The sequence below is a fragment of the Flavobacterium ichthyis genome (assembly GCF_009915155.1).
Taxonomy (GTDB): Bacteria; Bacteroidota; Bacteroidia; order Flavobacteriales; family Flavobacteriaceae; genus Flavobacterium; species Flavobacterium ichthyis.
Map to the genome: position 1 here is coordinate 136618 of NZ_JAABLM010000001.1, position 24564 is coordinate 161181.

Here is a 24564-nt window from a genome sequence, read left to right on the forward strand (position 1 = left end):
AAGCGCAACGTTGTGAATTGCTTTCAATTTTTTTTATCTTCGTGATTAATCGCAACTCATCTTCTTCATTATCAGGGTTTGAAGTAGTTGTGAATTGCTTTCAATTTTTTTTATCTTCGTGATTAATCGCAACACGAAAAGCAATAGCCGAAAAGAACGGTGCGTTGTGAATTGCTTTCAATTTTTTTTATCTTCGTGATTAATCGCAACTCAACAAGACCAGATTGAGGGAGGTATGGCGTTGTGAATTGCTTTCAATTTTTTTTATCTTCGTGATTAATCGCAACTCTAGCTTACAAAGGTGTTCCAAAATCAAAGTTGTGAATTGCTTTCAATTTTTTTTATCTTCGTGATTAATCGCAACCTAAAAGATTTATAAACGAATATCGAAAAAGTTGTGAATTGCTTTCAATTTTTTTTATCTTCGTGATTAATCGCAACTTAAAAGAAATAGACTATGGATTGTGTTTTGTTGTGAATTGCTTTCAATTTTTTTTATCTTCGTGATTAATCGCAACAATCAAGAGAAGTCTATGGCACGTCTTGTCGTTGTGAATTGCTTTCAATTTTTTTTATCTTCGTGATTAATCGCAACAAAAGCTGATAATAATACTGCGCTTTCCTCGTTGTGAATTGCTTTCAATTTTTTTTATCTTCGTGATTAATCGCAACCCCTTTTTAATAAAACCCACTCAAACGAGTGTTGTGAATTGCTTTCAATTTTTTTTATCTTCGTGATTAATCGCAACCAAGTTCACGCACAGGCTTACCATTCACAAGTTGTGAATTGCTTTCAATTTTTTTTATCTTCGTGATTAATCGCAACTCATAAAAAATTAGAAGAAATGATAATCGAGTTGTGAATTGCTTTCAATTTTTTTTATCTTCGTGATTAATCGCAACTAAATCTTAGAATAAACGATAATCTTGAGCGTTGTGAATTGCTTTCAATTTTTTTTATCTTCGTGATTAATCGCAACAAGCTTTTGCTCTGGAGACAATTGTTCCGGGTTGTGAATTGCTTTCAATTTTTTTTATCTTCGTGATTAATCGCAACACATTTCCAGTTAACAACATCGTTGCTGCCGTTGTGAATTGCTTTCAATTTTTTTTATCTTCGTGATTAATCGCAACTGCTAAAACCCTTTGCGGTAGATTATTAGCGTTGTGAATTGCTTTCAATTTTTTTTATCTTCGTGATTAATCGCAACCCATTAATTATAATCTTATTATCTGTCGTAGTTGTGAATTGCTTTCAATTTTTTTTATCTTCGTGATTAATCGCAACTATTTCCTTTATTAACTGATTTTTATACGCGTTGTGAATTGCTTTCAATTTTTTTTATCTTCGTGATTAATCGCAACTATACAAAAAATAATACTAGCAACTGGATTGTTGTGAATTGCTTTCAATTTTTTTTATCTTCGTGATTAATCGCAACTTAGGTCTGAATCGTACGTTTGAAGCGTTAGTTGTGAATTGCTTTCAATTTTTTTTATCTTCGTGATTAATCGCAACAAGTCCTTATACTGTTATTATGACACGTTCGTTGTGAATTGCTTTCAATTTTTTTTATCTTCGTGATTAATCGCAACGTTTCAAAATGTAAGGAAATTTCTAAGAAAGTTGTGAATTGCTTTCAATTTTTTTTATCTTCGTGATTAATCGCAACTTGGCACTTACTTCGGTAAAATTGCTACTTGTTGTGAATTGCTTTCAATTTTTTTTATCTTCGTGATTAATCGCAACCTTATTACTTTGCTGTTGTTTGGATTATATGTTGTGAATTGCTTTCAATTTTTTTTATCTTCGTGATTAATCGCAACTCGTAAGGATATAGGTTATCTTCCCCATTCGTTGTGAATTGCTTTCAATTTTTTTTATCTTCGTGATTAATCGCAACGAAAATAAAAATGCGACTTCTATAATCTTAGTTGTGAATTGCTTTCAATTTTTTTTATCTTCGTGATTAATCGCAACACTAAAAACGAAAGACAAATAGTATTTGATGTTGTGAATTGCTTTCAATTTTTTTTATCTTCGTGATTAATCGCAACTTCAACTAATAATTACTCGTACGACCCTGCGTTGTGAATTGCTTTCAATTTTTTTTATCTTCGTGATTAATCGCAACTAAAAAATACCCAAAACGATTTTATAAATTGTTGTGAATTGCTTTCAATTTTTTTTATCTTCGTGATTAATCGCAACTTGGTAATTTCTTGGGCTGAGGTAAAACTTGTTGTGAATTGCTTTCAATTTTTTTTATCTTCGTGATTAATCGCAACACTGTAAAAGCTATTCAATCTTAGCATCGGGTTGTGAATTGCTTTCAATTTTTTTTATCTTCGTGATTAATCGCAACAGGGATTGATTATAATACTGTTTTTGCTTGGTTGTGAATTGCTTTCAATTTTTTTTATCTTCGTGATTAATCGCAACGTGAAAGTATTAATCACTCAAAGAGGTTTAGTTGTGAATTGCTTTCAATTTTTTTTATCTTCGTGATTAATCGCAACTTGTTCCGGTTTTTTCTAAAATTAAGCTAAGTTGTGAATTGCTTTCAATTTTTTTTATCTTCGTGATTAATCGCAACAAAATGAATAATAAGCGTTATTTTAAATAAGTTGTGAATTGCTTTCAATTTTTTTTATCTTCGTGATTAATCGCAACATGATTGTATATTTTGCCTATTTCGTAACTGTTGTGAATTGCTTTCAATTTTTTTTATCTTCGTGATTAATCGCAACTTAATTCAATTTGTTTATGACTTGGTTTGGGTTGTGAATTGCTTTCAATTTTTTTTATCTTCGTGATTAATCGCAACACATTCTTCACTGTTAAATTGAAGATATTTGTTGTGAATTGCTTTCAATTTTTTTTATCTTCGTGATTAATCGCAACATATAGTGATATTGATTTTGTTGCCCGATAGTTGTGAATTGCTTTCAATTTTTTTTATCTTCGTGATTAATCGCAACTCCCTTTAGTCATTTGAAGTAATTTAAACTGTTGTGAATTGCTTTCAATTTTTTTTATCTTCGTGATTAATCGCAACGTGCCTTTCGATTATACCGATAGTTTGCCTGTTGTGAATTGCTTTCAATTTTTTTTATCTTCGTGATTAATCGCAACCTTGCTGGTAGCAAAGCAAAACATTCTGGAGTTGTGAATTGCTTTCAATTTTTTTTATCTTCGTGATTAATCGCAACATATATGATGTATGTAAAGAACTTAGTGAAGTTGTGAATTGCTTTCAATTTTTTTTATCTTCGTGATTAATCGCAACTGAACTTAACAAAATGGCATTGCAACTTTTGTTGTGAATTGCTTTCAATTTTTTTTATCTTCGTGATTAATCGCAACTCTAATATTGAACGAACTTCACTTGCGGGTGTTGTGAATTGCTTTCAATTTTTTTTATCTTCGTGATTAATCGCAACCGACGTTAGAGGTGAGTACAACACCACTTAGTTGTGAATTGCTTTCAATTTTTTTTATCTTCGTGATTAATCGCAACCTTCCCACGATTTCAACAACGCATAATCTTGTTGTGAATTGCTTTCAATTTTTTTTATCTTCGTGATTAATCGCAACGGCTTCTTATTGTTAAACTAAAAAATCAAAGTTGTGAATTGCTTTCAATTTTTTTTATCTTCGTGATTAATCGCAACCATCCTTTGTAATAAGTGGAGTTGCCGGTGGTTGTGAATTGCTTTCAATTTTTTTTATCTTCGTGATTAATCGCAACCTTTTTGATTAAACATAAATTTATAAGCATGTTGTGAATTGCTTTCAATTTTTTTTATCTTCGTGATTAATCGCAACCAAAATTCCTAATTCCTGCCGAAATCATATGTTGTGAATTGCTTTCAATTTTTTTTATCTTCGTGATTAATCGCAACCTCAAAAAATAACCTTCTGAAATTCAGAAGGTTATTTTTTATAATAGAAATCAAAATTTAGAATAATTCGAGTTGTTGGCTTCCGGTTTTTGGTTTTTCTTTATTTCTAGCAAAAAAGATTTCAATGTCGCCAAATTGTTTGTCGGTGATACTCATAATGGCGACTTTGCCAGCTTTTGGAAGCAAGTTTTTGACACGCTTGATATGTACCTCAGCATTTTCTCGGCTTGGACAATGCCGGACGTACATCGAAAATTGAAAGAGTGTAAATCCGTCGTCTAACAAACTTTTTCTAAAACGGTTTGCATCTTTCATGGCTGCTTTGGTATCCGTCGGTAAATCGTATAAAACTAAAACCCACATAATTCGGTAGGCATTAAACCTTTCGGCATTCATATCAATTCTGGATAGGAAATCAGTCGCTTTTCTCCTGTGTAACATTTGTAAAGCGACGAAGCCGTTGTTTTTACGGCAACCAGCAACGGTCTTGTTTTGTCATCGATACGCACATCTTTGGTCGCAATCTGGAGAATATGCGCTTTAAATTCTTTCGTCAGTTCTTCGGTTTTTTCCCTACGGTCAAGATACGCTTCGCTTGATTCCGGATGAATTTTTAGCCACTGCATCACGAGTAAATCAACAAACGGACGATAAGGTTCCATTAAATCATCGGCAAGGCAATACGGATTGTATTTATTTTTATGAAAAATGCCGAGAACAGGCAAAAGTCCGGTTTCTACGATAGCTCTTGCGACAATGCTTCTGAGCACGGCATATCCGAAATTGAAAAACTGATTGGGTGAATCTCCAAAACGCTGCCTCAAAAAGTCCAGACTGATGAGGTATTTCCAGTAATGCTGTGCCGCAATCCCTTCCATATTCGTTATATCGCCGGATTTTACATTTCTCTGATATTCAATCATCGGTTCGTAATAATTCCCCAGTTTCATCAGGACATTTTTCTGGTTTTCAATCTTGCATTCCACCGTCTGTTTCCAAAGCTGCTTTTTCAGCGGTTCACTGGCTTCCAACTGGTCTTTTACCCGATCGGAATGTTCAGTATGACCATACAATGGCAACATTATTCCGTGCGGAAGATGATGTGCATCGCAACTCACGACCACCACATTATTCCCCATCATTTTTTGAATGAGTTGGTGAGAAATGGTGATTTGAAAATGATCCAACATCAGCAATCCCAAATCTTCAACAGGAACTTTTCCTTTGGCTTCTTTGGTTTCGGGACAAAGAATGTACATTTGCTCGTCTTTTAGTTTAAGATAAGCGGGATTGCCGATGTAGATGGAGCGGGTGATCATAATTATTTAAGTTTAATATTCGCCAATTTTCACAATGTCGCCCAAATGATTGAGACGAACTTTGATAATATCTTTCAATAAATTGCAACTTTGAATGTGAATAAATGCTATATTTTTCAATTCTTTTTTATCATCTACTGTTGTTTCCAAATGATGTCTAAACATATAATTCTTAGTTGCCAACTTCTGCACTCTAAACAAATTTGGGCTTATTTTTTTCTTGTTTTTCGGATCTAATAAATCTATTTCTTTTGGATTGAATCCTGTTTTTTCATTTGGGAAAACAAAATATTCATTTTGCTTCATTGTAAATAAAAATTGCCAACCTAAACCTTGATTGTAATTTTTATCTATAATGGATTCTCCCGCATTTACCAATTGAACCGCATCAAATAATGACACGACTTTTTCCTGCAAATTTCCTTTTTCGTCTCGGTAAATGGCAACATGATGATTATTTCCTGTGCTCACAAAATCCACTGGAATTTTCTTTCCGTCTTTATCTAAAATTTCATTACCGAGATGATCTTTTTTATAATGTAAAAACTCTGCATTTTTTACTCCGGAAATCGTGACTCTTTTGATGGAAATTCCTTTTGCTTCATTGAGCCAAATCGGATTTTTATCTAAATCAGAAAATGCTTTTTTCGGATTGTTTTCAAATTTTTCCAATCGATTTTTGAGAATTCTTTTTACACCTTCATCCAATACTTTTTCGATGGTTTTTAGGTCTTTAAAATTTTCTGGTGTAATGTCTTTCCGAATCGAATAATCTTCTTCGAGCCAAGTTAATTTTACTATTTCAGGTAGTGTTTCTGCTTTTTCTTCGTTCAGATAAATCGGATTTTTACTCAAGACATTTTTCCCTGCAAAAGCCTTTTTCGGGTCATTTCCGTTTTCTGAAAGTCTTTTCAATAAAAGTTTTTTATAAATAGGATTACTTACTTTTTGAATAGTTTCTTCATTAAATTTCGCACTTATTTTTTCTTCTTTATTGACGTAATATTGGTATTTCCCATAAACGGTTTCTTTGTGTAATTGTCCTCTTGGCGTGAGTTCAACTTTAGTTTTCTCACCGTTTTTTGTCTTTGTTTTGTTCTTGTTTTTAGTAACTACTTTATTTTTTGCTTTGTGCGAAACCAAAACGTTTTCCAGATGTTCTTTGGCTTGCTCCCTGAAATTGAGAATTGGTGATTTAAACACTCTTTTTTTGTTTCCGTCCTCATCATAAATCCAAGTAGTTTCTTTATTTTCAATACCAACTATCGCATTATGTAGTTTATGATTCTCATCTTTTCTTGCATTTAAAAAATTAAGAAATTGAATATGACTTTGCTTAGTAAATGCAACTGTTAAAGCATCCATTGCATGATGACGATGGTCGTTTCTTTTGCTCCAATCCACAATTCTTTCTTTAAAACTGCCGTCTTTTTTCTGCACCATTTCAGTTAAGCCTAAAGTTTTGAATTTCTCAAAATTCAGCTCCTGCATAATGTTGATTAAATCCCAATCTTGTCGCAGTTTATCGGTTACACTACCTGTTGTTGGAGTAACCACACGACAGATTTCATACAAAAGATTTCTTGCTTTTTTGGCGATATATTGACTGTCTCGCAAATCTCTGTCGATGAAACCATCACCAATTTCAGATTCTTGTTTCAATAATTTTTGATATTTGGCTTTTGTAATTTTTTTCTCTTTAAATAAAGTTTCTACAATTGATTTGTATTTCTCATAACTTTCCGGAGATTTATTAGCCATATAATCATTTGCCGTTCTGTTTCCTTTGTCTAAATTGGCTTGTCTCGAAACCAAAACTTTGTTTGAAAAACTATCGTCAAAAACTTTAGATTGAGCGATAATGTGGTCGATATCATAATTTTTGCTGTACAGTTTTTCGTAGTCAATTTTTTCATCGGTGTACAAATCTTTGAAAGCATTGAAAGCTAATTCCTGATACAGTTTGTAACGAACAATATCGTTTTTGCTCGGATTTTTGATATGCGGAAAATCTTTTATAATCGTATTTCTGATTTTTTCGTTTTCAATTTTCGAAGCATTGATATTCGTGGTCATTTCAGCTCGTTCTTTAGCATTTTTCTTCAGTTCACGAGCCAATTCGATACGAATTTCATCAAACTTAAAATACTCGGTTATATTTCCGTGTTCGTCCTTTTTGCTGTTGGTTTCGATGATGGTATTGACAACATTCACCAATTGGTTCAAAATTTTCTCCACAACAGGATTTCTCAAACTGTTTTTTTTGAGTAATTCCAATTGATTTTTTAACGGACGAGTGGCAATTTCTTCTTTGGTTAATGAAGATGCGGAATGTTTATATCCTGCTTGCAAACACGCTTTATCATAATGCAATTCTTTGATGAAAGGGTAAATTTTCCGCATTGCTTTGGCACTCAAATTTCCGTAATCATCAGAAAAAGCAACATTTGCTAAAATTTGAGAATGTTCTTTTTTAAAACCAAATTTTTCTTCTAAAAGTCGAAACAAAGTGTCATTTCCTGATTTAGAATCATCTTCCTGATACGAATACAACAAATGCCAAAGTTGATAAGAAGCTTGTTTTTCGAAATCTTTTCCGTCCAATTCCGCATCGAATTCTAAAATTTCGATATTGATGTTTAATACTTCAAAAATACGTTTTACCATTTCTTTGATTTCAAAAGCAGATGCTTTCAATTCAGAAACATCAATATCATCTTTTCCTTGCAATTTCAGCAAATCTTCATCATAACCTTCTAATTCCAAAATTTTCAGATAGGCATCATACAAAACTTTATTGGTTCTGTTGCCTTCCAATTCAGAATAATTCATTTCCCAGTCAGAAGATTTATAACCCAAAAGTTCAATGATTTTTGCTGATTTTAGATTTCCTTTGATGTTTAACTCATCAAATAATTTTTGTTTAGTTTCCAAATCAAAAACAAAAATCTCCTTTTCTTCATCAAATAAAGTGGGTTCAATCTCTTTCTTTACGGTTCTTTTCCTACTTCCTTTTTTTCTTACCAGAACATTGTTCAAAACCTGCCAGATTTTAAATTCCTGAAACAAAGGCGAAGATTTAGGAGCAACTTTTAAGCCGATGGTTCTCTTGGTTTTTTGTCCGCTTTTATCGATTTCAATTTCTTTACTTTCAAATTCACAAAAACTTACCAAACCTTTCTGCGACTTGAGTTTTCTTTGATAAAAAATAACAATATCGCGGATTTCTGTTTTCAATTTTTCGGTTAATTCAAGATGAAATTCCGCTTGTGTTTCCCAAATTTTTTCAAATTCATCCAAATAATCCTGACGATAAAAAACCTGATTCTTCAATCTTGAGTGAGGGTTTGCTTTAATTTGTTCATACAAATATTGACCAACGGTCTGATTTTTAAAATATAACTCCTTACTTCTATCGCTGATTGCGCCCAAATATCCGCTGGAATTATTAAGATTATTATTGATTTCGGTAATCACATAGGCAACCTCCTCTATTTCTAATTGTTTGCTAGTCGCTTCACTTCTCCATGCATAAGCTTGAAGTTTTTTCTCTTCCCTTGATTTTGCTTTATTTTCTGCGGTATTGAAACCATATTTTGACCAAAACATTGCAGAAGTTGCTCTTTGCCCTTTTCCTTTTAATTCTTTGTAAAATTCATCAGTTAAAATTTCTGGATAAAACTGTTTCTGAAAATCCCACACTTTATCAAATTCCGCCTGCAAATCTGAACGGTAAAAATCTGGCAAATACTTTTTCCCCTCTTTTAATAATTGATATGCCAGCTGTCCCGGGGTTAGATTTTCTTCATACAATCTCTTCGCAACCGCCATTCCGTCTATGATTTGTCCTTCATCTTCATTTTTGGCTTTACGACTGCTTTTATAACCACGTTTTTTATTGATTGCTAAAAACACTCTTGCTAACTCATCTTTCTCAATTTTTTCAACTGCAGATTTTGCTCTGAAAAAATAAGTTGAATGTGTTGTATTCTTACCGTTTTCAGCTAAAATAGTTTCATTGGTAATAATATTAGCTTTCAATAAAGTATCAATCAGATTTTTTCTTCTGTCTTGATAACGGTCAAGATTTCGTCTAGCTCCACGTTTTAATGTTCTGTCAGCATTCACAGAAACCGGTTTTCCTTTTTCGAAATTCGTTTGTTCATCTGTAGTCAAAGGATTTACCCGAACTCCTATTTTCTTAATAGAAGATTGTTCAGGTGTATCGCCTTCAATAATGTGAGCGAAACCGATTGATGTTGTTCCGAGGTCTAATCCCAATATATTGTTACTCATAGCTTTATTCTTAATTGTTTTAATATTTTTTTAGTTGTGAATTGCCATCAAAATTTTTATCTTTGTGATTAGTCACAGCCGATAATTCATATTATGATTTAATCCTGAATTTTTATCAAATTTAGTCATTTAATAGTAAATAACAAATCCTCATCAAAAAAATACTTGTTTATAAAATTTATTTTCTACCTTTGCATAGCAATGAGATCAAAATTGATAATTTCGACCACATTAGAGTTACAAAAAATAGAATATTTTTTCATTAATTATATTTTATACATTGTATTGCAAGCAAAGGAAGACGAATGTTTCATCGATGAGACACTAACGTTTTTACATTAAAAAAACAAGTATTTCATTTGATGAGCTGTGAATTGCTTTCCTCTTTCAATGTCTTCCTTTGCTTTTTTTAGACAATATATTTTTTTGAACTATTTCTTTAATAAGTTTTAATTCGTTCGAAAATTTAACTATAAATCTATAATTCGCGCATATTACGATGAAGATTTTTTATTTCCTTACGGATTTCCGTAAACCGATTAAAAAAGTTTTTATTTATATTTGCAACTGAAAGCAATTCACAATAAGGATTATTCCGTTGTGAAAACATTTAGCGCCTCGACTATCTTCGGGGCTTTTTTTATGCCATAAAATTTCGTGATTTTTTGGTGCTAAAAAAAAAAAAAAAAATGATACCTATTTAAAAGAGTAATATGCCACTACTATTTTTTCTATTAGTGGATCAAGTAATTTTGGTAATTCACAATGCAGAAGAATATTTTTACTGATTTCACTGTTATAAAATTCACAAACGATTAGCTTGATTGTAATTCCATTAGGTTTAACGACTAGAAAGCATAATGTTCGAGTTAATAACATTCGGTGTTTTGTTTAGCTTTAGGAAGTTGTTTTAAACTATCAAAACGCAAAACGGCTAGTATTTTAAAAGACTTAATCGTAGGTTGGAGGCTAATTTATAATTCAGAAGTTAAAAGCGAAAAACTAAAATTTCGGCGGTATTTTTTGTTCTATTCCACACTCTGAAAACCATTGCAAAGTTCGGCAATGAGTTCAATAAAAATTGGGTCGTGGTGGTCCAGCTCATAGAATTTTGTACGCAATTCATCTAGGCTGATAAATCCGTGCTCCCTTGCCATTCGAACGCCTTCATCGTAAAATTCGTATTTCAATCTCTCAATGTTTGCCACCTTTTGCATAGCCGGATTTTTATAATTGTATATTTTATTTAAAAAGGGATAGATTGTAAATTTGTATAAAGCATTAACCCGACCGAACGTAAGGTACCGCGCCTCCGAATTCGATAGTGCCTATCAAAATTTTGTGCAGCAAATTTTTTAATTTAGAAAAATCGCGGGGTTTGGTAACAAATAAATTTGCACCTCCTGAAAAGGCTCGAGATACATGTTGCTCTTGTGAAGATGTAGTGTACATGGCAATCATTCCGGCTAAATGCAGCTCTTCCCGAATAATCCTCAATGCTTCAAATCCCCCCATAAGTGGCATGTTAAGATCAAGAAATAAAATATCCGGCTGATTATGTTGTGGATTGGATAAATAGTTAATAAGTTCTATCCCATTTTTAAAAAAATGAAATTCATAGTACTCAATCACAGCGCCAATGGCATCTTCAAAAATTTGAATGTCGTCGATATCATCGTCCGCCAAAACGATGACTAATTTGTTTAAAATTTTATGCATGTTGACCGTTGTATTTATCGAATTATAATGACTTGTTTATTAAGAGTGAAATCGCTAATATTCTCAAATGAAAATTAAAAACATTAAACATCTTATTAAATCGTTCAGTTGATAATTTACTCAGTTGAAATACGGCAATTGATTTATTTTTTTGGAACGCTGTCAAACCCTTTACATAGTTCACCCATAAAAACAATGAAATGCTCCGTGGTTTGATCCACATCAGGGAAATGATTGGTAATTTCTTCCAAACTAATAAAACCCCTTTCTTCTGCAAGTCTCACGCCTTCGTTATAAAACGCTTCCTTTAATATATCCAAATCTTTAATCATGACCATGACACAATCTATTTTTTTAGTAAATTTAAACCTGATTTTTATTTTAGGGGTTATAAATACTACTGAAAGGCTTACATCATTTTTATAGACAGATTTAAGAATGATATTGAATTGAGATACTGATAATTACCAAAAAAGTCCCTTAAATCATTCTTAATTTTTTTTACATAATAAAAATCTTCAGTAATTTTAGGTAAAACACTATGTTATTATGGAAGCACTTGTAGAAATAAAAATGGATAAAAAATTAGAGCATTTGCAATTAGCAGATCCCCAAACCGAAAAATACAACGAGATTGTGAACGAAATATTGAAAGTAAAAACGTTCCATCTCGAAAGTATAAAACCTTACGATGGAAGCATTAATTACGAAGAAGATTTTACGGCTAAAGAAATTGACGATGCAACCTACATCACCGTTTTGGCAGATGTTAGTCAGGCGGACTTTGACAATTATATGCAGCATTCGGAAAATATCATCAATGCCGCAATTGACAGCATCAGCAGTCGGGATAAGGATTTGCTTTTGGCGAGAGAATTTGGACGGGAAGCTTTTTTATATTTTAATTACAAAGAAAGTACTCAGCCAAACGAAGCTACTATTTGACCTCAAAAATCAAGGGTATTGATTGACATTCAGCCAACTGTTTTGCGTTTAAGATAGCAACAACGGTTGGTTTTTTTTTGGGGGCAAAGAAATGTAGTGTACTTTTGAATAAGTACTTTATAAATAAAGATTCAATATATTTCAGATATCACAATAAAAGTCAAAATGAACTGGTTATTTTGAAAAAAAATTTTCATTATAATGTAGAATTGTTGTTAATTAGCACACGATAATTTGCAATAAAGAACCCCCACTTTTCTAAAATGCGTATTTTTATTTTAATCCTGATAATACTATCGACTAATAGCGTTAATGCTCAAGAATTGAGCGAAGCAGAAATAATTAAAACGCGAAATATTCAAGAATATCTTATTTCCAATCCCGAAAAAGCCTATGCCGAAGCATTGGAAATTAGCAAATGTAAAAATGAGCTGTTTCGTTTTTATGGGAGCTATTACATCGCCAATTATTTTTACAATAAATCCGATTTTAATCATTCTAAAACCCTTTTGCTAACGTTAATTGAAAACATTGAAAAAGCAAACCAGAACAAATCGGGTGCGGTTTATCAAGAATTACTGGGGATGGCGGTGAATAAGCTTTTTTATATCCATAAAAATTTAGGCGAATACGATACTGCATTATTTTACCTTGAGAAATACAAAAATAGTGTTCCACGAAACAAATTTAATGAACAATACGGCCTTATTAAAGTAGCAACTGGCGATTACGTTAACGGCATTAGCCTCTTGAAACAAGAGCTGTTGACAACGCCACACCTAAAATTAGGTGTGGGTGAAAAAGAGGCGATGAATAAAAAATTATTTGCGGATAAATACAATATTATTGGTGAAGCGTATCAAAATTATTATGTACAGTCTCCGCAAAAAAAATTTCTAGATTCTGCAAACAACTATTTTGATGAATCCGCAAAAATGCTACTTGAAGCCCATTTTCAACCTGAATATACCCAAGCTTTGCTCAATATGCGGAAAGCAAAGAGCGCTGCTTTGGCGGGAGATTATGAGCAATCTATGTCATTATACCGAACAAGAGTAAAATTTCCTGTAATAAAGGAACATATAAGAACGCTGCAATTATTTGATTTAGGAATGGCAGACTGTTTTCATCATTTGAAGCAAGTAGATTCCGCGTTATTTTATGGTCAGAAATATATTGAGAGTTATGAAAATACAAAGGTTTCTAAGGAAAATTTGTTGATGGCTTACAACATTATGACCCAATGTTATCAAGAAAAAAAAGACCATCGAAAAGCCTACTCTTTCGCTCAAAAAAGTTTAGAATTGATTCGGTCAATTGAAGCCATTAAGAGTAAATCGTTAAACTTTTTGCATAACTATGATTTAGAAATTATAGAGGCAGAATCTAATAAAGTAATTCAATCTAAAAATCACATCAAAATATTATTATTTGCCATACTTATTGTTTTAATCCTAGTTGTGTATGGATTTTATCATTACTATAAAAAGCAGCAAGAAAATCATGCCCGGTTTTTAAATATTATACAAAATTTAAAAGGTGCAAAAATGGTGATGCCTGAACCATCTGCCGTTACAGTTGAACCTCCTTTAAGGCAGACTATGGATAGCAAGCTTGTTGAGAAATTGTCTCTAGGCTTAAAAAAACTAGAGGAAAAAGAATACTTTTTAGATCCGAATTTTAAATTAGCATTAGTCGCAAAAAAATTAAATACCAATACGGCCTACTTGTCACAATATTTTAATCAGTCAATGCAAAAAACCTTTACTGAATATACACAAGAATTACGTATTCAATATGTGCTTCAAAAACTTAAAGATTCGCCACAGTTTCGTAAATATACCTTGCAAGCAATGGCGGAAGAGGTAGGATATAAAGATGCCAATACATTTGTTCGTGTGTTCAAAAAGCAAACTGGACTCTCACTCAATTATTATATTGACAAGACAGAAAACAGCTCTTAAAACACTAATTATCAATATCATAAACCGGCTTGAATATCTCGATTATTTATAAATAGTAGTAACTATAAATTGATTGATTTTTATAAACTTGCTACTTTTGTTAAAACTATCCAAAAAAAACCTTAAATATTTAACTGTATTTTGTCAATATGAAAAAACTTTACTTGTTTCTTATTACACTTGTATCTATTTCGAGCTTCGCTCAAAACTACAATTATACCACATACAATACCTCTAACTCAAACATCGCAAGCAACTATATTGGCGACCTGAAAGTGGATTCTAGTGGATTATTGTGGATTGCTTCGTATTCAGGAGCTTCTGCTTTTAACGGAACAACTTTTACCAACTACAATACTGCTAATTCCGGTATTGGTTCTAATGCAATAGTAAAAATTGAAATCGATGGACTGAATAGAAAATGGATGGCAACACAATCCAGCGGAATCAGCCGTTTAAATGGAACCGCTTGGACCAATTACACCACATCCAATTCAGGATTACCAAACAATACAATTAACGATATTGCGGTGGACGGTTTAAATAATCTATGGGTAGCAACTGCAAACGGACTTTCAAGATTCAACGGAACAACGTGGACAACTTATAGTGCATTGACCAACATTAATTCTGTTGCAACCGATAATAATAACGGTGTTTGGGTAACTACCGGAAATTTATTGTATAAATTCAACGGAACTGATTTTAATGTCATAACTGATGGCGTACAAAAAATACTTAAAATAGCAAACAACACCATTTATCTTGATGCTTTTGATGGTTTAATGACCTACACTATAAATGGTGGCGTTTATGAACTATATTATCAAAGCACCTCTTGTCTTGGTGGCTATCAACTAAACGCTTTGGATGTAAATAATAACAACAAAGTTTGGATTGCATTTCAAGGTGAAGGTTTGCAAAATTTTAGCGATTGTATTTCTTACACTGCAAACTCAGGCTTACCTGACAATTATATAAGTACTTTAAGAACACAGTCTAACGGGACTATTTGGGCAGGAACTTTACAATTAGGTTTAACTAAAATGACACCTGCTGCATCCACCTGTAACGCGCCAACACAAACGTGGTTTAACAATAATACCTCAACTACCGCAACGCTTAACTGGATTCCGGCTGTGCCAGCTCCAGATAGTTATGTAATTCGCTACAATACCACTAACGTAATTGGGGGAATTCAAGATGCAACGGCCTCTACCTCAATTTCTTTGGAAAATTTAACATCAAATACTGATTATCATTGGTGGGTGGCGTCTGTTTGTGGTGAACAACAATCTAATTGGGTTTATGGTGGAGAGTTTTACACCTTACAAGCATCAACTTGTAATGTGCCAACCAATACCACAATTTATAACTTAGGAGCCACTTCGTGTTTAATTGGTTGGACAGCACCATCGCCAACTCCAGGTTCAGGCTATGAGGTGTATTTGTCAACTAGTAATGTTGCCCCAATCGCTACAACTACACCAAGTTATACCTCAACAACAACCAGCGTAAACATAGCCAGTGGCTTAACCCCTGCAACATCATATTATGTTTGGGTAAGGTCAAATTGTGGCGCTACAAAAAGTAACTGGACACCAGCTGTGAATTTTGTAACCAACAATTTATCAGGTTGTAATACTGCAGAATATGGGCTTTTCCCTGCTGCCACATTTACACCAGCTTGTTCAGGAACTATTGAAACAATCGCTTCAAATGCTTGGGCTGGAGAATATACAAATGTTAACGTAAACGCAAATCATCAATATACTTTTTCAAGTTCTTTTACAACTGATATTATTACAATTACAAATGCTTCAAATGTAATTTTAGCAAGTGGACCAACTCCTTTAACTTGGTCTTCTGGTTCAACTTCAGGAGTAATCCGCTATTATTTGCATGCGAACACAAGTTGTCATTCACAAAACACGAACAGAATACGATATATTCAATGTGTTGCTCAAGCTAGTTGCGGCTTGCCAAGTAATTTAGCCGTATCAAACATTACTTCTAATTCGTGCCGATTTACTTGGAACGCACCAACGCCAGCAGCAGCTTCCTATGAGTTGTTTTTTAGTATTTACAGCACAACTCCGATACCTGCTACATTATCGCTCCACACTAGTAATGTTACAAATATTAGTACGGTAAATAATTTACAATCATCAACCACCTATTATTATTGGGTTCGGTCTAATTGTAATGGTGTTAAAAGTGCTTGGGTTGCTGGTGGAAGTTTTACTACAAATGCAGCACTAACTTGTAATAGTGCAAATTACGGCTTATATCCAGATGTTACTTTTACGCCAAATTGCTCGGGACAGGCAGAACAAATTGTGACAAATGCTTGGGCTGGAGAATATGCCAACGTAAATATTTTAGCCAATAAACAATATACATTTACAAGCTCTGTTGCTACAGATCACATTACAATTACAAATGACAATGGAAGCACGGTTTTGGCGAGTGGCATAACCCCGTTGGTGTGGAGTTCAGCTTCAACATCTGGTGTTATCCGTTACTTTTTGCATACCAATGCAAATTGTGGGTCACAAAATGTAAGCAGAGTTCGTTCGATAACGTGTACAAATGTATCCTCTTGTAACCCGCCAACTAATTTTGGAAGTGAAGTAGTTTCTGCAACATCAGCTGTAATTGGTTGGACACCTTCTACATCGGCACCAAACGGAGGGTATTTATATGTATATAACACAACGCCAACGATTGGTGGGATGGATGGAAATACTTTGTCATCAGATGTAGTGCTAACCGATTTATTACCAGATACAACTTATTACTGGTGGGTTGCTTCTGATTGTGTTAACAGTCAAAGTGAGTGGGCTTACGGTGGTTCATTTACCACACCCGCAGCTGCATCAGCTTGTTGGCAAACAGTTAGTGCTGGTTACACCCATTCAGCAGGAATAAAAACAGATGGCACCTTGTGGGCTTGGGGAGACAATGGTTATGGCCAATTAGGTGACGGGACAACAACAGCTAGAAATACACCAACTCAAATAGGTTCTGCGAGCAATTGGGAAAGCGTTTCTGCAAGTGGTGGTTTTACAATTGCCATAAAAACTGATGGAACACTTTGGGCATGGGGAAATAATGTCTTCGGTCAACTAGGTATTGGAAGTACTACAAATAGAACGACGCCAACGCAAATTGGTATTGCAACCAACTGGAATAGCGTTGCAGCAGGTGAAGGGTTTGCATTAGCAATAAAAGACAATGGAACACTTTGGTCTTGGGGATTAAATAATGACGGTCAACTAGGTGATGGTACATCAACAAACAAAATTGTACCCAATCAAGTAGGAACAGCTACTAATTGGCAAAAAGTTGCCGCAGGATCCGGGTTTTCTTTAGCTATCAGAACAAACGGTACACTTTGGACTTGGGGTAACAACTTATACGGTCAACTTGGAAACGGCACAACAACCAATTTATCAGTTCCTACACAAATAGGATCAGAAAACGATTGGGCAAATGTAGCAGCAGGATACTATCATTCTGTGGGAAGAAAATCAAATGGAATTCTTATGACTTGGGGGAACAATGTATATGGGCAATTAGGTGACGGAACTTATGTAAACAAATCAACGCCTGTTGCGGTTTACGATCAAGTACAAAGTATTGATGCCGGATGGAATTATACTGTAGGAACAACAACATTTGGAAACATGCTATTAACAGGGCAAAATGTTTACGGACAATTAGGTATCGGAACAACTGAAAATAGAAATTGGGTGAGTTTAACCAATTCTAATAATCACCTACAAATATCGGCAGGAGCATTTCATACCTTGTCATTACATACTGATGGTTCACTAAAAGTATGTGGATTAAATGGTCAAGGACGATTAGGTGATGGTACCGCAACTGATAGAATCACCTTAACCTCTATAGCATGTCCAACTAACAATTTAGGAGTTGATAATAGTATTACCAAAAACAGTAATGTAAAAGTATATCCAAATCCAGTGAATGATATTTTAAACATTTCATTCGAACAGGGAATTTCATCAGTGACAATATACAATTTATTGGGTCAGGAAGTGCTTTCAAAATCAATTAATGCAAGTGAAACAGCTATCAACGTTTCAAATTTGGCTGTCGGAACTTATTTGGTAAAAGTGAAAAATGACAATAAAGAAGTAAAAACAATCAAAATAGTTAAAAACAAACTATAGCCACTATTAAACCCAAAAATATTGATGAAACACTAAAAGGTAGATTTTTATTCTATTTTTTAAGTACAAATCAGTTAAAAACAAATTATGAAAAAAACAGTTACCATTCTATTATTTTTTTTGACAGTACAATTATCAGCACAATGCTGGGAAAGTATGAGCGCAGGTTACAATCACTCTTTAGCCATCAAAGATGACGGGACTCTTTGGGCTTGGGGCGCTAATACTGCAGGGAAATTAGGAATAGGTGGCGGAAGCAGTCAGACCAAAACCATCCCAACACAAATTGGGTTCGACACTAATTGGCAACAAGTTTGTGCAAATTTTTCTTCTTCATTTGCCATTAAAACAGATGGTACACTTTGGGCTTGGGGTTGGAATTCTGATGGCGATTTAGGTTTGGGTACAACCACAACCGCTCAACACACGCCTATTCAAGTAGGAACTGACACAAATTGGCAAACTATAAGCTCTTCTGATGACTTTTGTTTGGCACTAAAAACAGACGGAACTTTATGGGCTTGGGGAAAAAATAATTTCGGACAGTTAGGAGATAACTCAACTATAAATAAAATCGTCCCTACTCAAATAGGAACAGATACTGACTGGCAATTAATTTCTGCAGGACATTCTCATAGTTTGGCATTAAAATCTAATGGAACACTTTGGGCTTGGGGTTATAACCCTAATGGTCGATTAGGTGATGGAACAAATATTGCTAGACTTGTTCCTACTCAAATTGGTACCGCAACCAACTGGCAAAAAATAGACGCAGGTAATGGACATTCATTTGCAATAAAAACAGATGGAACATTATGGGCTTGGGGGACGAATACAAGTGGAGAATTTGGAACCGGAACATTACCACTGATTGCAAACGTACCTATTCAGCTAGGTACCGATACCAATTGGAAAGAGGTTTCAGCAAGTCAATGGTTTTCTTACGCTATTAAATCTGATAATACCCTTTGGAGTACAGGTAGAAGCAACGAAGGACAATTAGGCAATGGCACAAACAGCTCAACAAATGTGTTAGTATTCACCCAAGTTGGAACATCCTCTGATACCGATAAAATAGTGACTGGATTTCTTCATGTCTTAGCAAAAAACCAAGACGGTTTTATCAGTGGTACAGGAGAGAATAACAGAGGACAACTTGGAGATGGAACTACTACAAATAAAAACATATTTACAGCAATTTCATGTTATCAAACAGTATTGTCCAATGACAATTTCACTTTAAACGAAGTAAAGATATATCCAAATCCGGTAAATGATATTTTAAATTTTTCATTTGATAAAGAAATAAGAAACGTCTCAATTTTCAATGTTTTAGGACAAGAAATCTTATCAAAATCTTTTAATGAAAATCAATCCTCAATTAACGTTTCGAGCTTGTCACCCGGAACATATTTGGTGAAACTCAACTCCGAAAACGATACAAAAACGGTAAAAATCATCAAAAAATAAAAACATATTTATAAAATAAAACCCCTGTTTTTAAGTCTTGTAATTTACAACACTTTAAAACAGGGGTTTTTTATCGATAAATTTTACCTTGTAAGCCAACCTTTTTTTCCAGCAGTAACAATAGCATAAGGCATAATCCAAAATAGTCCGAAAGTATATAGCAAACTATAACTATAAGCCCAAACCGACTCCGAAGCATTATGTCTTTTGGCATAAAAAATAGCCTGAAAACTTGAGCCCAATAATATTCCTAACAAGGTTGAACTGATAAACAAAATAGGATGCGTGAGTAAAAAGTAAATCATAAAAAGCAAAAACGGATAAGCCGTAGCAATAGTCATAAATTGATTTAAAAATAACAACCTCGCTCCTGTTTTTTGTTCGGTTCTGAAATCGCTGAAGACAAATTTTCCCATTACTAAATTCTCACGTACATTACTTCTACCCCATCTGATAAACATTTTATACAAGTTTTTATATTTTTCCGGAACGTTCGTCAACACATGTGCATTTCTTTGGAACAATACTTTATAACCCTGTTTCAAAATCATGTTAGTCATCGCGCGATCCTCACCAATATCCGAAGGCGTCCCCATAAAAGTTTGATTAATCCAATCGTTTAAGCAAGCAAAAACAGCATCTTTGCGGTAAGCGGCCAATGCTCCCGGAGTACACATCACCGTTCCTAACATACTTTCTGCCGAACGTACGAACTCAAAACTCATCACAAAACTCACATTTAACATTTTCGCCAACATCGCTTTCTGGTTGTTCAGCACTTGAACATTTCCGGCAACAGCTCCGCAGTTTTCATCCACAATAAAAGGACTCACCAAGTTTCTTAATGTATCCCGTTTTACAATCGAATCACTATCAATTGTGACAAAAACGTCTCCAGTTCCCATTTTAAATCCACGGTAAAGTGCGTGTCTTTTTCCCTTATTTTGGGGTTGTTGCAAAATTTCTACGCGGTCGCCCAAACGTTTTTTTGCCACTTGCATCCAATACCAGGTTTCGTCTTTGCTCCCATCATCAATGGCCAAAAGTTGCATTTTTTCGGCGGGAAAATCGCTTGCGGCAATACTCATCAAGGTATCGTACACTAATTTTCCTTCGTTGTAAGCCGGTACAATCACAGTTACGGTTGGCAATTCTTGGTCGCTAACTGATGGAATCGAGCGATATTTGAAATATAAAAATAATTGGTAACCAAAAAATAAGAGCTTAAAAACCAGCACTAATCCCGCAGCAACCATAAAAGCGTAACCCCAAGCGGAGTTCATTCTTTCTAAATTGAATTGTAGCCATTCGGGCTGTAAAACATAAGTAAGCCAAATCCCAGAAATTAACAGTATAAAAGTGACGGTTAAAACCAAAAGCGCTTTCGGATCTTTTTTATTTGTTTTCGCTTTCGCAAAAGATTTACAAGTTACCTCAACGGGGTTTTCCGGCGATGCGGTGGTAAATAAATTGGGTTTGCCAGATAGAGTATTGCTTTTCATTTTATTGATTATTTAATGATGCTACTCTAAAAACAAGCCCCGTGCCAATCCCGAATAATCAGCATTTTCAAAGCTTATTACCAAAAATCGTTAGAAAAATTGTAGAAAAATTCCACAGCTCTCAGCACAATTCCTCAAAAAAAAAAAAAAAACGGAAATCAAAATGATTTCCGTTAATTCGCTTTAATTTAAGGCTTCACTTCACCTTCCACTGAATCGTCAAAAGTTTCTCCCTTAATCGCACCATAAACACGTTTGAGCAAGGCAACCGCCATCCCATGTTTGGTATCCCAATAATAACCTTCTACGGGCGAAAATTTAAGCACCGTAATACGTGGATCTTCTTTACCCTCAGTAAACCAGGTTTTCATCATCGGGTCCCACAATTCATCAATTTTTTCTTGATTTCGACTTACATCCACTTTTCCGTAAAGCGACAAAAAATCGCTGTGGGAACTCCCTTGAAATAACAGTTGAACGTAAGGATCTTTTTGAACATCGATATTTTTGTGGCTGTCATCCGCACTTAAAAACCAAAAATTTCCTTCTTCGTCAATTTTTTCTGGTGCCATCGGTCGCACCGAAACTGGAGATCCGGTTTTAATATCAGTACAAAAAAAACACGAACTAGCTTTTTCAGCTAATTCTTTAATTTTTTTTCGGGCTTGTTCGCCAGAAAGATTTTTTAAATTGTCTTCTGGTTGATTTTTGTTAATTGAATTCATAGCTTTTTCTTATTTCTAATTAATATTTCTCACTAAGTTAAGAAGCGTATCTGGTAAAAAACAGCAGTTTATCCTTTCTTTAGCATTAATTCACTTAAAAAACACACATACTATTGGTTATTATTAATTTGTCACTTAATTTTGCACCGTGAAAAAAATCGTATTGACATTTGCATTGTTCATGTTGTTCAAACCCGTTTTGCCGGTTTTGGAATACATTGCTTTTTACGATTATATTAAGAATGAACTTTGCGAAAACAAGGCAAAACCTGAAATGCATTGTAACGGAAAGTGCCACTTGGCAAAGGAATTAGCCAAAGCAAATGATTCGGAGAAATCTCAAGATGCAAGGTTTTTTTCGGTAGAAATTTTTGCAGCGGTTTTCCCTGAAATTCCTGTTTTTACGAGTTCACCTTTTCTATTATCTTCAACCGAAAAAGCAACTTTTGGCTACCAAAATTTGTATTTTCATTTGGCTTCGTCCAAAACCTTTCATCCGCCGTTAACTGTATAAATTATTTTTGATGTCGAAATTTTTCGGCAAATACTCAACTTGAGTGCATTTTGCGTAAGCGAAACCAAAAATTATTTTTTACAATTAAAATTTTATACAGATGAAATCTATCTTTCACAAACTTTTATTGGCTTGTGCCACACTACCTTTTTTTACATCTTGCAGTAGCGACGATAATAACAATAATAACCCAATTGAAGGAACTACAGGAGATGTGGAACTATTTTTTGACAACGGTGTTAATGGTGATGCCTTAATTTTAGGGAATTCTTACACGAATTCAAATGGTGAAACTTTAAAAATCAACCGCTTTAACTACATTGTAAGTAATATTGTTTTAGTAAAAGCTGATGGTACAGAATTCGTTTATCCTAAAGCTGAAAGTTACTTTGTAATCAGCGAAGAGACTGGCGCTTTTACAGCTGATTTAACTAACGTTCCTGCTGGAGATTATACGCAAATTAAATTTGGAATTGGCGTGGACCAACAACGTTATCTCGAGGGTGAAACGGCTCAACAAGAATTTTGGAATCACGCTTCTGCAAACAATATGGTTTGGACTTGGAGCACAGGTTACCGTTTTATTAACTTCGAAGGAAAATTTACCTCAACTTCAGTTACCGGTGAAAAAAACTTCCAAATTCACCAAGGAAGCAATTCTTCAACTGACAATTACCGAACTGTAACTTTAAATTTACCAACTTCGGCTAGAGTTCGTGAAGGTGAAATGCCAAATGTACATATCATAGCTGACGCTAATAAAATCCTAGACGGTGAAACGAAAATTGTTCTAGGTCAGAACTTAAATCCTGCTGGTACGAATGCCAGTATTATGGGCGGTAACAACTTGATTACTGTTGCGGCAAATTCGTTACAAATGTTTCGCGTAGATCACGTGCATAACGGAAGCGGTAATCATCACGAATAATTTTTAGTTGTGAAAAGTTTACTAAATAGGAATGTCTTAACGGCATTCCTGTTTTTTCCGTTGCTCTACTCATGTAATAATGATGATAGTGAATACCTGACGATTCCGGAGAATCAACGGTTTGATTTCGAGATACCGTCAAATTTTCCTCCTATTTTGCAGGATATTGCCAACAATTATCCTACGGAATATGGCGTAAAATTAGGCCGGAAATTATTTTACGAAAACAAATTGTCGCGCGATAACACAGTTTCGTGTGCGTTTTGCCACGAACAACAGTTTGCCTTCACACATCACGGACACGATTTTAGCCACGGAATTAACAATCAAATTGGAACACGAAACGCTCCTGCGGTACAAAATATGATTTTCCAATCGGAATATTTTTATGATGGTGCTTCAAATAGTTTGCAAATGCTATCAATCGTTCCCATTCATAATCCGGTGGAAATGGATGAAAACCTCGAAAATATTGCACAAAAATTAAAATCCGATCCGGAATATGTAAAACTTTTTCAGACGGCTTTTGAAAACGGACAAATTTCGTCAGCGAATATTTTAAACGCTTTGGCGCAATTTATGACCGTGATGATTTCTGCCGATTCTAAGTACGACAAATTTGTGCGAAATGAACCAGGCGGAAATTTAACATCACAGGAACAACAAGGTTTAACGCTGTTTCAAAATAATTGTGCCACTTGTCACGCCACGAATATTTTTACCGATAATCAATTTAGAAATAACGGTTTACCAATTAACCCTAACCTCAATGATTTAGGACGCGAAGCTGTTACCGGATTCGAAAACGACCGTTACAAATTTAAAGTTCCAAGTTTGAGAAACGTAGCGTTAACGGCACCTTACATGCACGATGGGCGATTTGGCTCTTTAGAATCTGTTTTGAATTTTTATTCAAATGGCGTACAACAAACGCAAAATCTCGATGAAAAAATGTTGCAACACGGTGTTTTAGGAATTCCACTTACTAATGAGGAAAAACAGGCGATTATTGCCTTTTTAAAAACCTTAACGGACGAGAAATTTATCAATAATCCTTTGTTTTACAATCAAACTTAA

Annotated in this window: 15 protein-coding genes and 1 CRISPR repeat array (1 of these 16 only partly in view); of the genes, 7 read left to right on the top strand and 8 right to left on the bottom strand. The window is 34.3% G+C overall.

Annotated elements, in window-relative coordinates; all coding sequences use genetic code 11:
- A CRISPR array of direct repeats spans window positions 1–3906; the repeat unit is 47 nt; unit sequence GTTGTGAATTGCTTTCAATTTTTTTTATCTTCGTGATTAATCGCAAC; it begins 1916 nt to the left of the window's first position.
- A gap of 57 nt (window positions 3907–3963) precedes the next feature.
- The 6 genes from cas2 to GV828_RS00580 all read right to left on the bottom strand — a co-directional run bounded on the left by cas2 (window position 3964) and on the right by GV828_RS00580 (window position 11578).
- Complete coding sequence (cas2, locus tag GV828_RS00555) at window positions 3964–4302, bottom strand: CRISPR-associated endonuclease Cas2 (protein WP_166535730.1); 339 nt, start codon at window positions 4300–4302, stop codon at window positions 3964–3966.
- Window positions 4299–5225: a type II CRISPR-associated endonuclease Cas1 gene (gene cas1, locus GV828_RS00560; protein ID WP_166535521.1), complete on the bottom strand. Its 927-nt coding sequence runs from the start codon at window positions 5223–5225 to the stop codon at window positions 4299–4301. Before cas1 ends, cas2 begins: the two co-directional genes overlap by 4 nt.
- A gap of 12 nt (window positions 5226–5237) precedes the next feature.
- Complete coding sequence (gene cas9, locus GV828_RS00565; protein WP_166535522.1) at window positions 5238–9521, bottom strand: type II CRISPR RNA-guided endonuclease Cas9; 4284 nt, start codon at window positions 9519–9521, stop codon at window positions 5238–5240.
- Between the two features lie 1028 nt (window positions 9522–10549).
- Window positions 10550–10738: a hypothetical protein gene (locus GV828_RS00570; RefSeq protein ID WP_166535523.1), complete on the bottom strand. Its 189-nt coding sequence runs from the start codon at window positions 10736–10738 to the stop codon at window positions 10550–10552.
- A 64-nt stretch (window positions 10739–10802) separates the two neighbouring features.
- Window positions 10803–11240, bottom strand: coding sequence for a response regulator (locus tag GV828_RS00575; RefSeq protein ID WP_166535524.1), 438 nt, complete (start codon window positions 11238–11240; stop codon window positions 10803–10805).
- Window positions 11241–11383: 143 nt separating this feature from the next.
- The gene (locus tag GV828_RS00580; RefSeq protein ID WP_166535525.1) at window positions 11384–11578 is read right to left on the bottom strand and encodes a hypothetical protein; all 195 of its coding nucleotides are present in this window, start codon (window positions 11576–11578) and stop codon (window positions 11384–11386) included.
- Between the two features lie 211 nt (window positions 11579–11789).
- Between GV828_RS00580 and GV828_RS00585 the strand changes: the two genes are divergently transcribed.
- The 4 genes from GV828_RS00585 (at window position 11790) to GV828_RS00600 (ending at window position 19818) form a co-directional block, all read left to right on the top strand.
- Window positions 11790–12185 carry a hypothetical protein gene (locus tag GV828_RS00585; RefSeq protein ID WP_166535526.1) on the top strand — a complete coding sequence of 132 codons (396 nt, stop codon included), beginning with the start codon at window positions 11790–11792 and terminating at the stop codon, window positions 12183–12185.
- A 263-nt stretch (window positions 12186–12448) separates the two neighbouring features.
- Window positions 12449–14149 (top strand): helix-turn-helix domain-containing protein, encoded by a 1701-nt coding sequence (locus tag GV828_RS00590; protein WP_166535527.1) that lies wholly within the window; start codon window positions 12449–12451, stop codon window positions 14147–14149.
- A 149-nt stretch (window positions 14150–14298) separates the two neighbouring features.
- Window positions 14299–18348, top strand: a complete 4050-nt coding sequence (locus GV828_RS00595) for an RCC1 domain-containing protein (protein WP_166535528.1) — start codon at window positions 14299–14301, stop codon at window positions 18346–18348.
- Between the two features lie 87 nt (window positions 18349–18435).
- The gene (locus GV828_RS00600; RefSeq protein WP_166535529.1) at window positions 18436–19818 is read left to right on the top strand and encodes a T9SS type A sorting domain-containing protein; all 1383 of its coding nucleotides are present in this window, start codon (window positions 18436–18438) and stop codon (window positions 19816–19818) included.
- 83 nt (window positions 19819–19901) lie between these two features.
- On the opposite strand, the gene GV828_RS00605 is transcribed toward GV828_RS00600, so the two are convergent.
- Window positions 19902–21320 carry a glycosyltransferase gene (locus GV828_RS00605; RefSeq protein WP_166535530.1) on the bottom strand — a complete coding sequence of 473 codons (1419 nt, stop codon included), beginning with the start codon at window positions 21318–21320 and terminating at the stop codon, window positions 19902–19904.
- Between the two features lie 188 nt (window positions 21321–21508).
- On the bottom strand, window positions 21509–22045 hold the full coding sequence (locus GV828_RS00610; RefSeq protein WP_166535531.1) for a pyridoxamine 5'-phosphate oxidase family protein: 537 nt from the start codon (window positions 22043–22045) through the stop codon (window positions 21509–21511).
- A gap of 148 nt (window positions 22046–22193) precedes the next feature.
- On the opposite strand from GV828_RS00610, the gene GV828_RS00615 reads away from it, so the two are divergent.
- The 3 genes from GV828_RS00615 (at window position 22194) to GV828_RS00625 (ending at window position 24564) form a co-directional block, all read left to right on the top strand.
- On the top strand, window positions 22194–22559 hold the full coding sequence (locus GV828_RS00615; protein ID WP_166535532.1) for a hypothetical protein: 366 nt from the start codon (window positions 22194–22196) through the stop codon (window positions 22557–22559).
- Between the two features lie 100 nt (window positions 22560–22659).
- Window positions 22660–23487, top strand: a complete 828-nt coding sequence (locus GV828_RS00620; protein ID WP_166535533.1) for an MbnP family protein — start codon at window positions 22660–22662, stop codon at window positions 23485–23487.
- 9 nt (window positions 23488–23496) lie between these two features.
- Window positions 23497–24564, top strand: coding sequence for a cytochrome-c peroxidase (locus tag GV828_RS00625; protein WP_166535534.1), 1068 nt, complete (start codon window positions 23497–23499; stop codon window positions 24562–24564).

What these genes read in the sequence shown, in the direction of transcription:
- cas2 (WP_166535730.1), bottom strand. Translation starts at nt 4,302, where the DNA reads ATGAATGCCGAAAGGTTTAATGCCTACCGAATTATGTGGGTTTTAGTT.
- cas1 (WP_166535521.1), bottom strand. Translation starts at nt 5,225, where the DNA reads ATGATCACCCGCTCCATCTACATCGGCAATCCCGCTTATCTTAAACTA.
- cas9 (WP_166535522.1), bottom strand. Translation starts at nt 9,521, where the DNA reads ATGAGTAACAATATATTGGGATTAGACCTCGGAACAACATCAATCGGT.
- GV828_RS00570 (WP_166535523.1), bottom strand. Translation starts at nt 10,738, where the DNA reads ATGCAAAAGGTGGCAAACATTGAGAGATTGAAATACGAATTTTACGAT.
- GV828_RS00575 (WP_166535524.1), bottom strand. Translation starts at nt 11,240, where the DNA reads ATGCATAAAATTTTAAACAAATTAGTCATCGTTTTGGCGGACGATGAT.
- GV828_RS00580 (WP_166535525.1), bottom strand. Translation starts at nt 11,578, where the DNA reads ATGGTCATGATTAAAGATTTGGATATATTAAAGGAAGCGTTTTATAAC.
- GV828_RS00585 (WP_166535526.1), top strand. Translation starts at nt 11,790, where the DNA reads ATGGAAGCACTTGTAGAAATAAAAATGGATAAAAAATTAGAGCATTTG.
- GV828_RS00590 (WP_166535527.1), top strand. Translation starts at nt 12,449, where the DNA reads ATGCGTATTTTTATTTTAATCCTGATAATACTATCGACTAATAGCGTT.
- GV828_RS00595 (WP_166535528.1), top strand. Translation starts at nt 14,299, where the DNA reads ATGAAAAAACTTTACTTGTTTCTTATTACACTTGTATCTATTTCGAGC.
- GV828_RS00600 (WP_166535529.1), top strand. Translation starts at nt 18,436, where the DNA reads ATGAAAAAAACAGTTACCATTCTATTATTTTTTTTGACAGTACAATTA.
- GV828_RS00605 (WP_166535530.1), bottom strand. Translation starts at nt 21,320, where the DNA reads ATGAAAAGCAATACTCTATCTGGCAAACCCAATTTATTTACCACCGCA.
- GV828_RS00610 (WP_166535531.1), bottom strand. Translation starts at nt 22,045, where the DNA reads ATGAATTCAATTAACAAAAATCAACCAGAAGACAATTTAAAAAATCTT.
- GV828_RS00620 (WP_166535533.1), top strand. Translation starts at nt 22,660, where the DNA reads ATGAAATCTATCTTTCACAAACTTTTATTGGCTTGTGCCACACTACCT.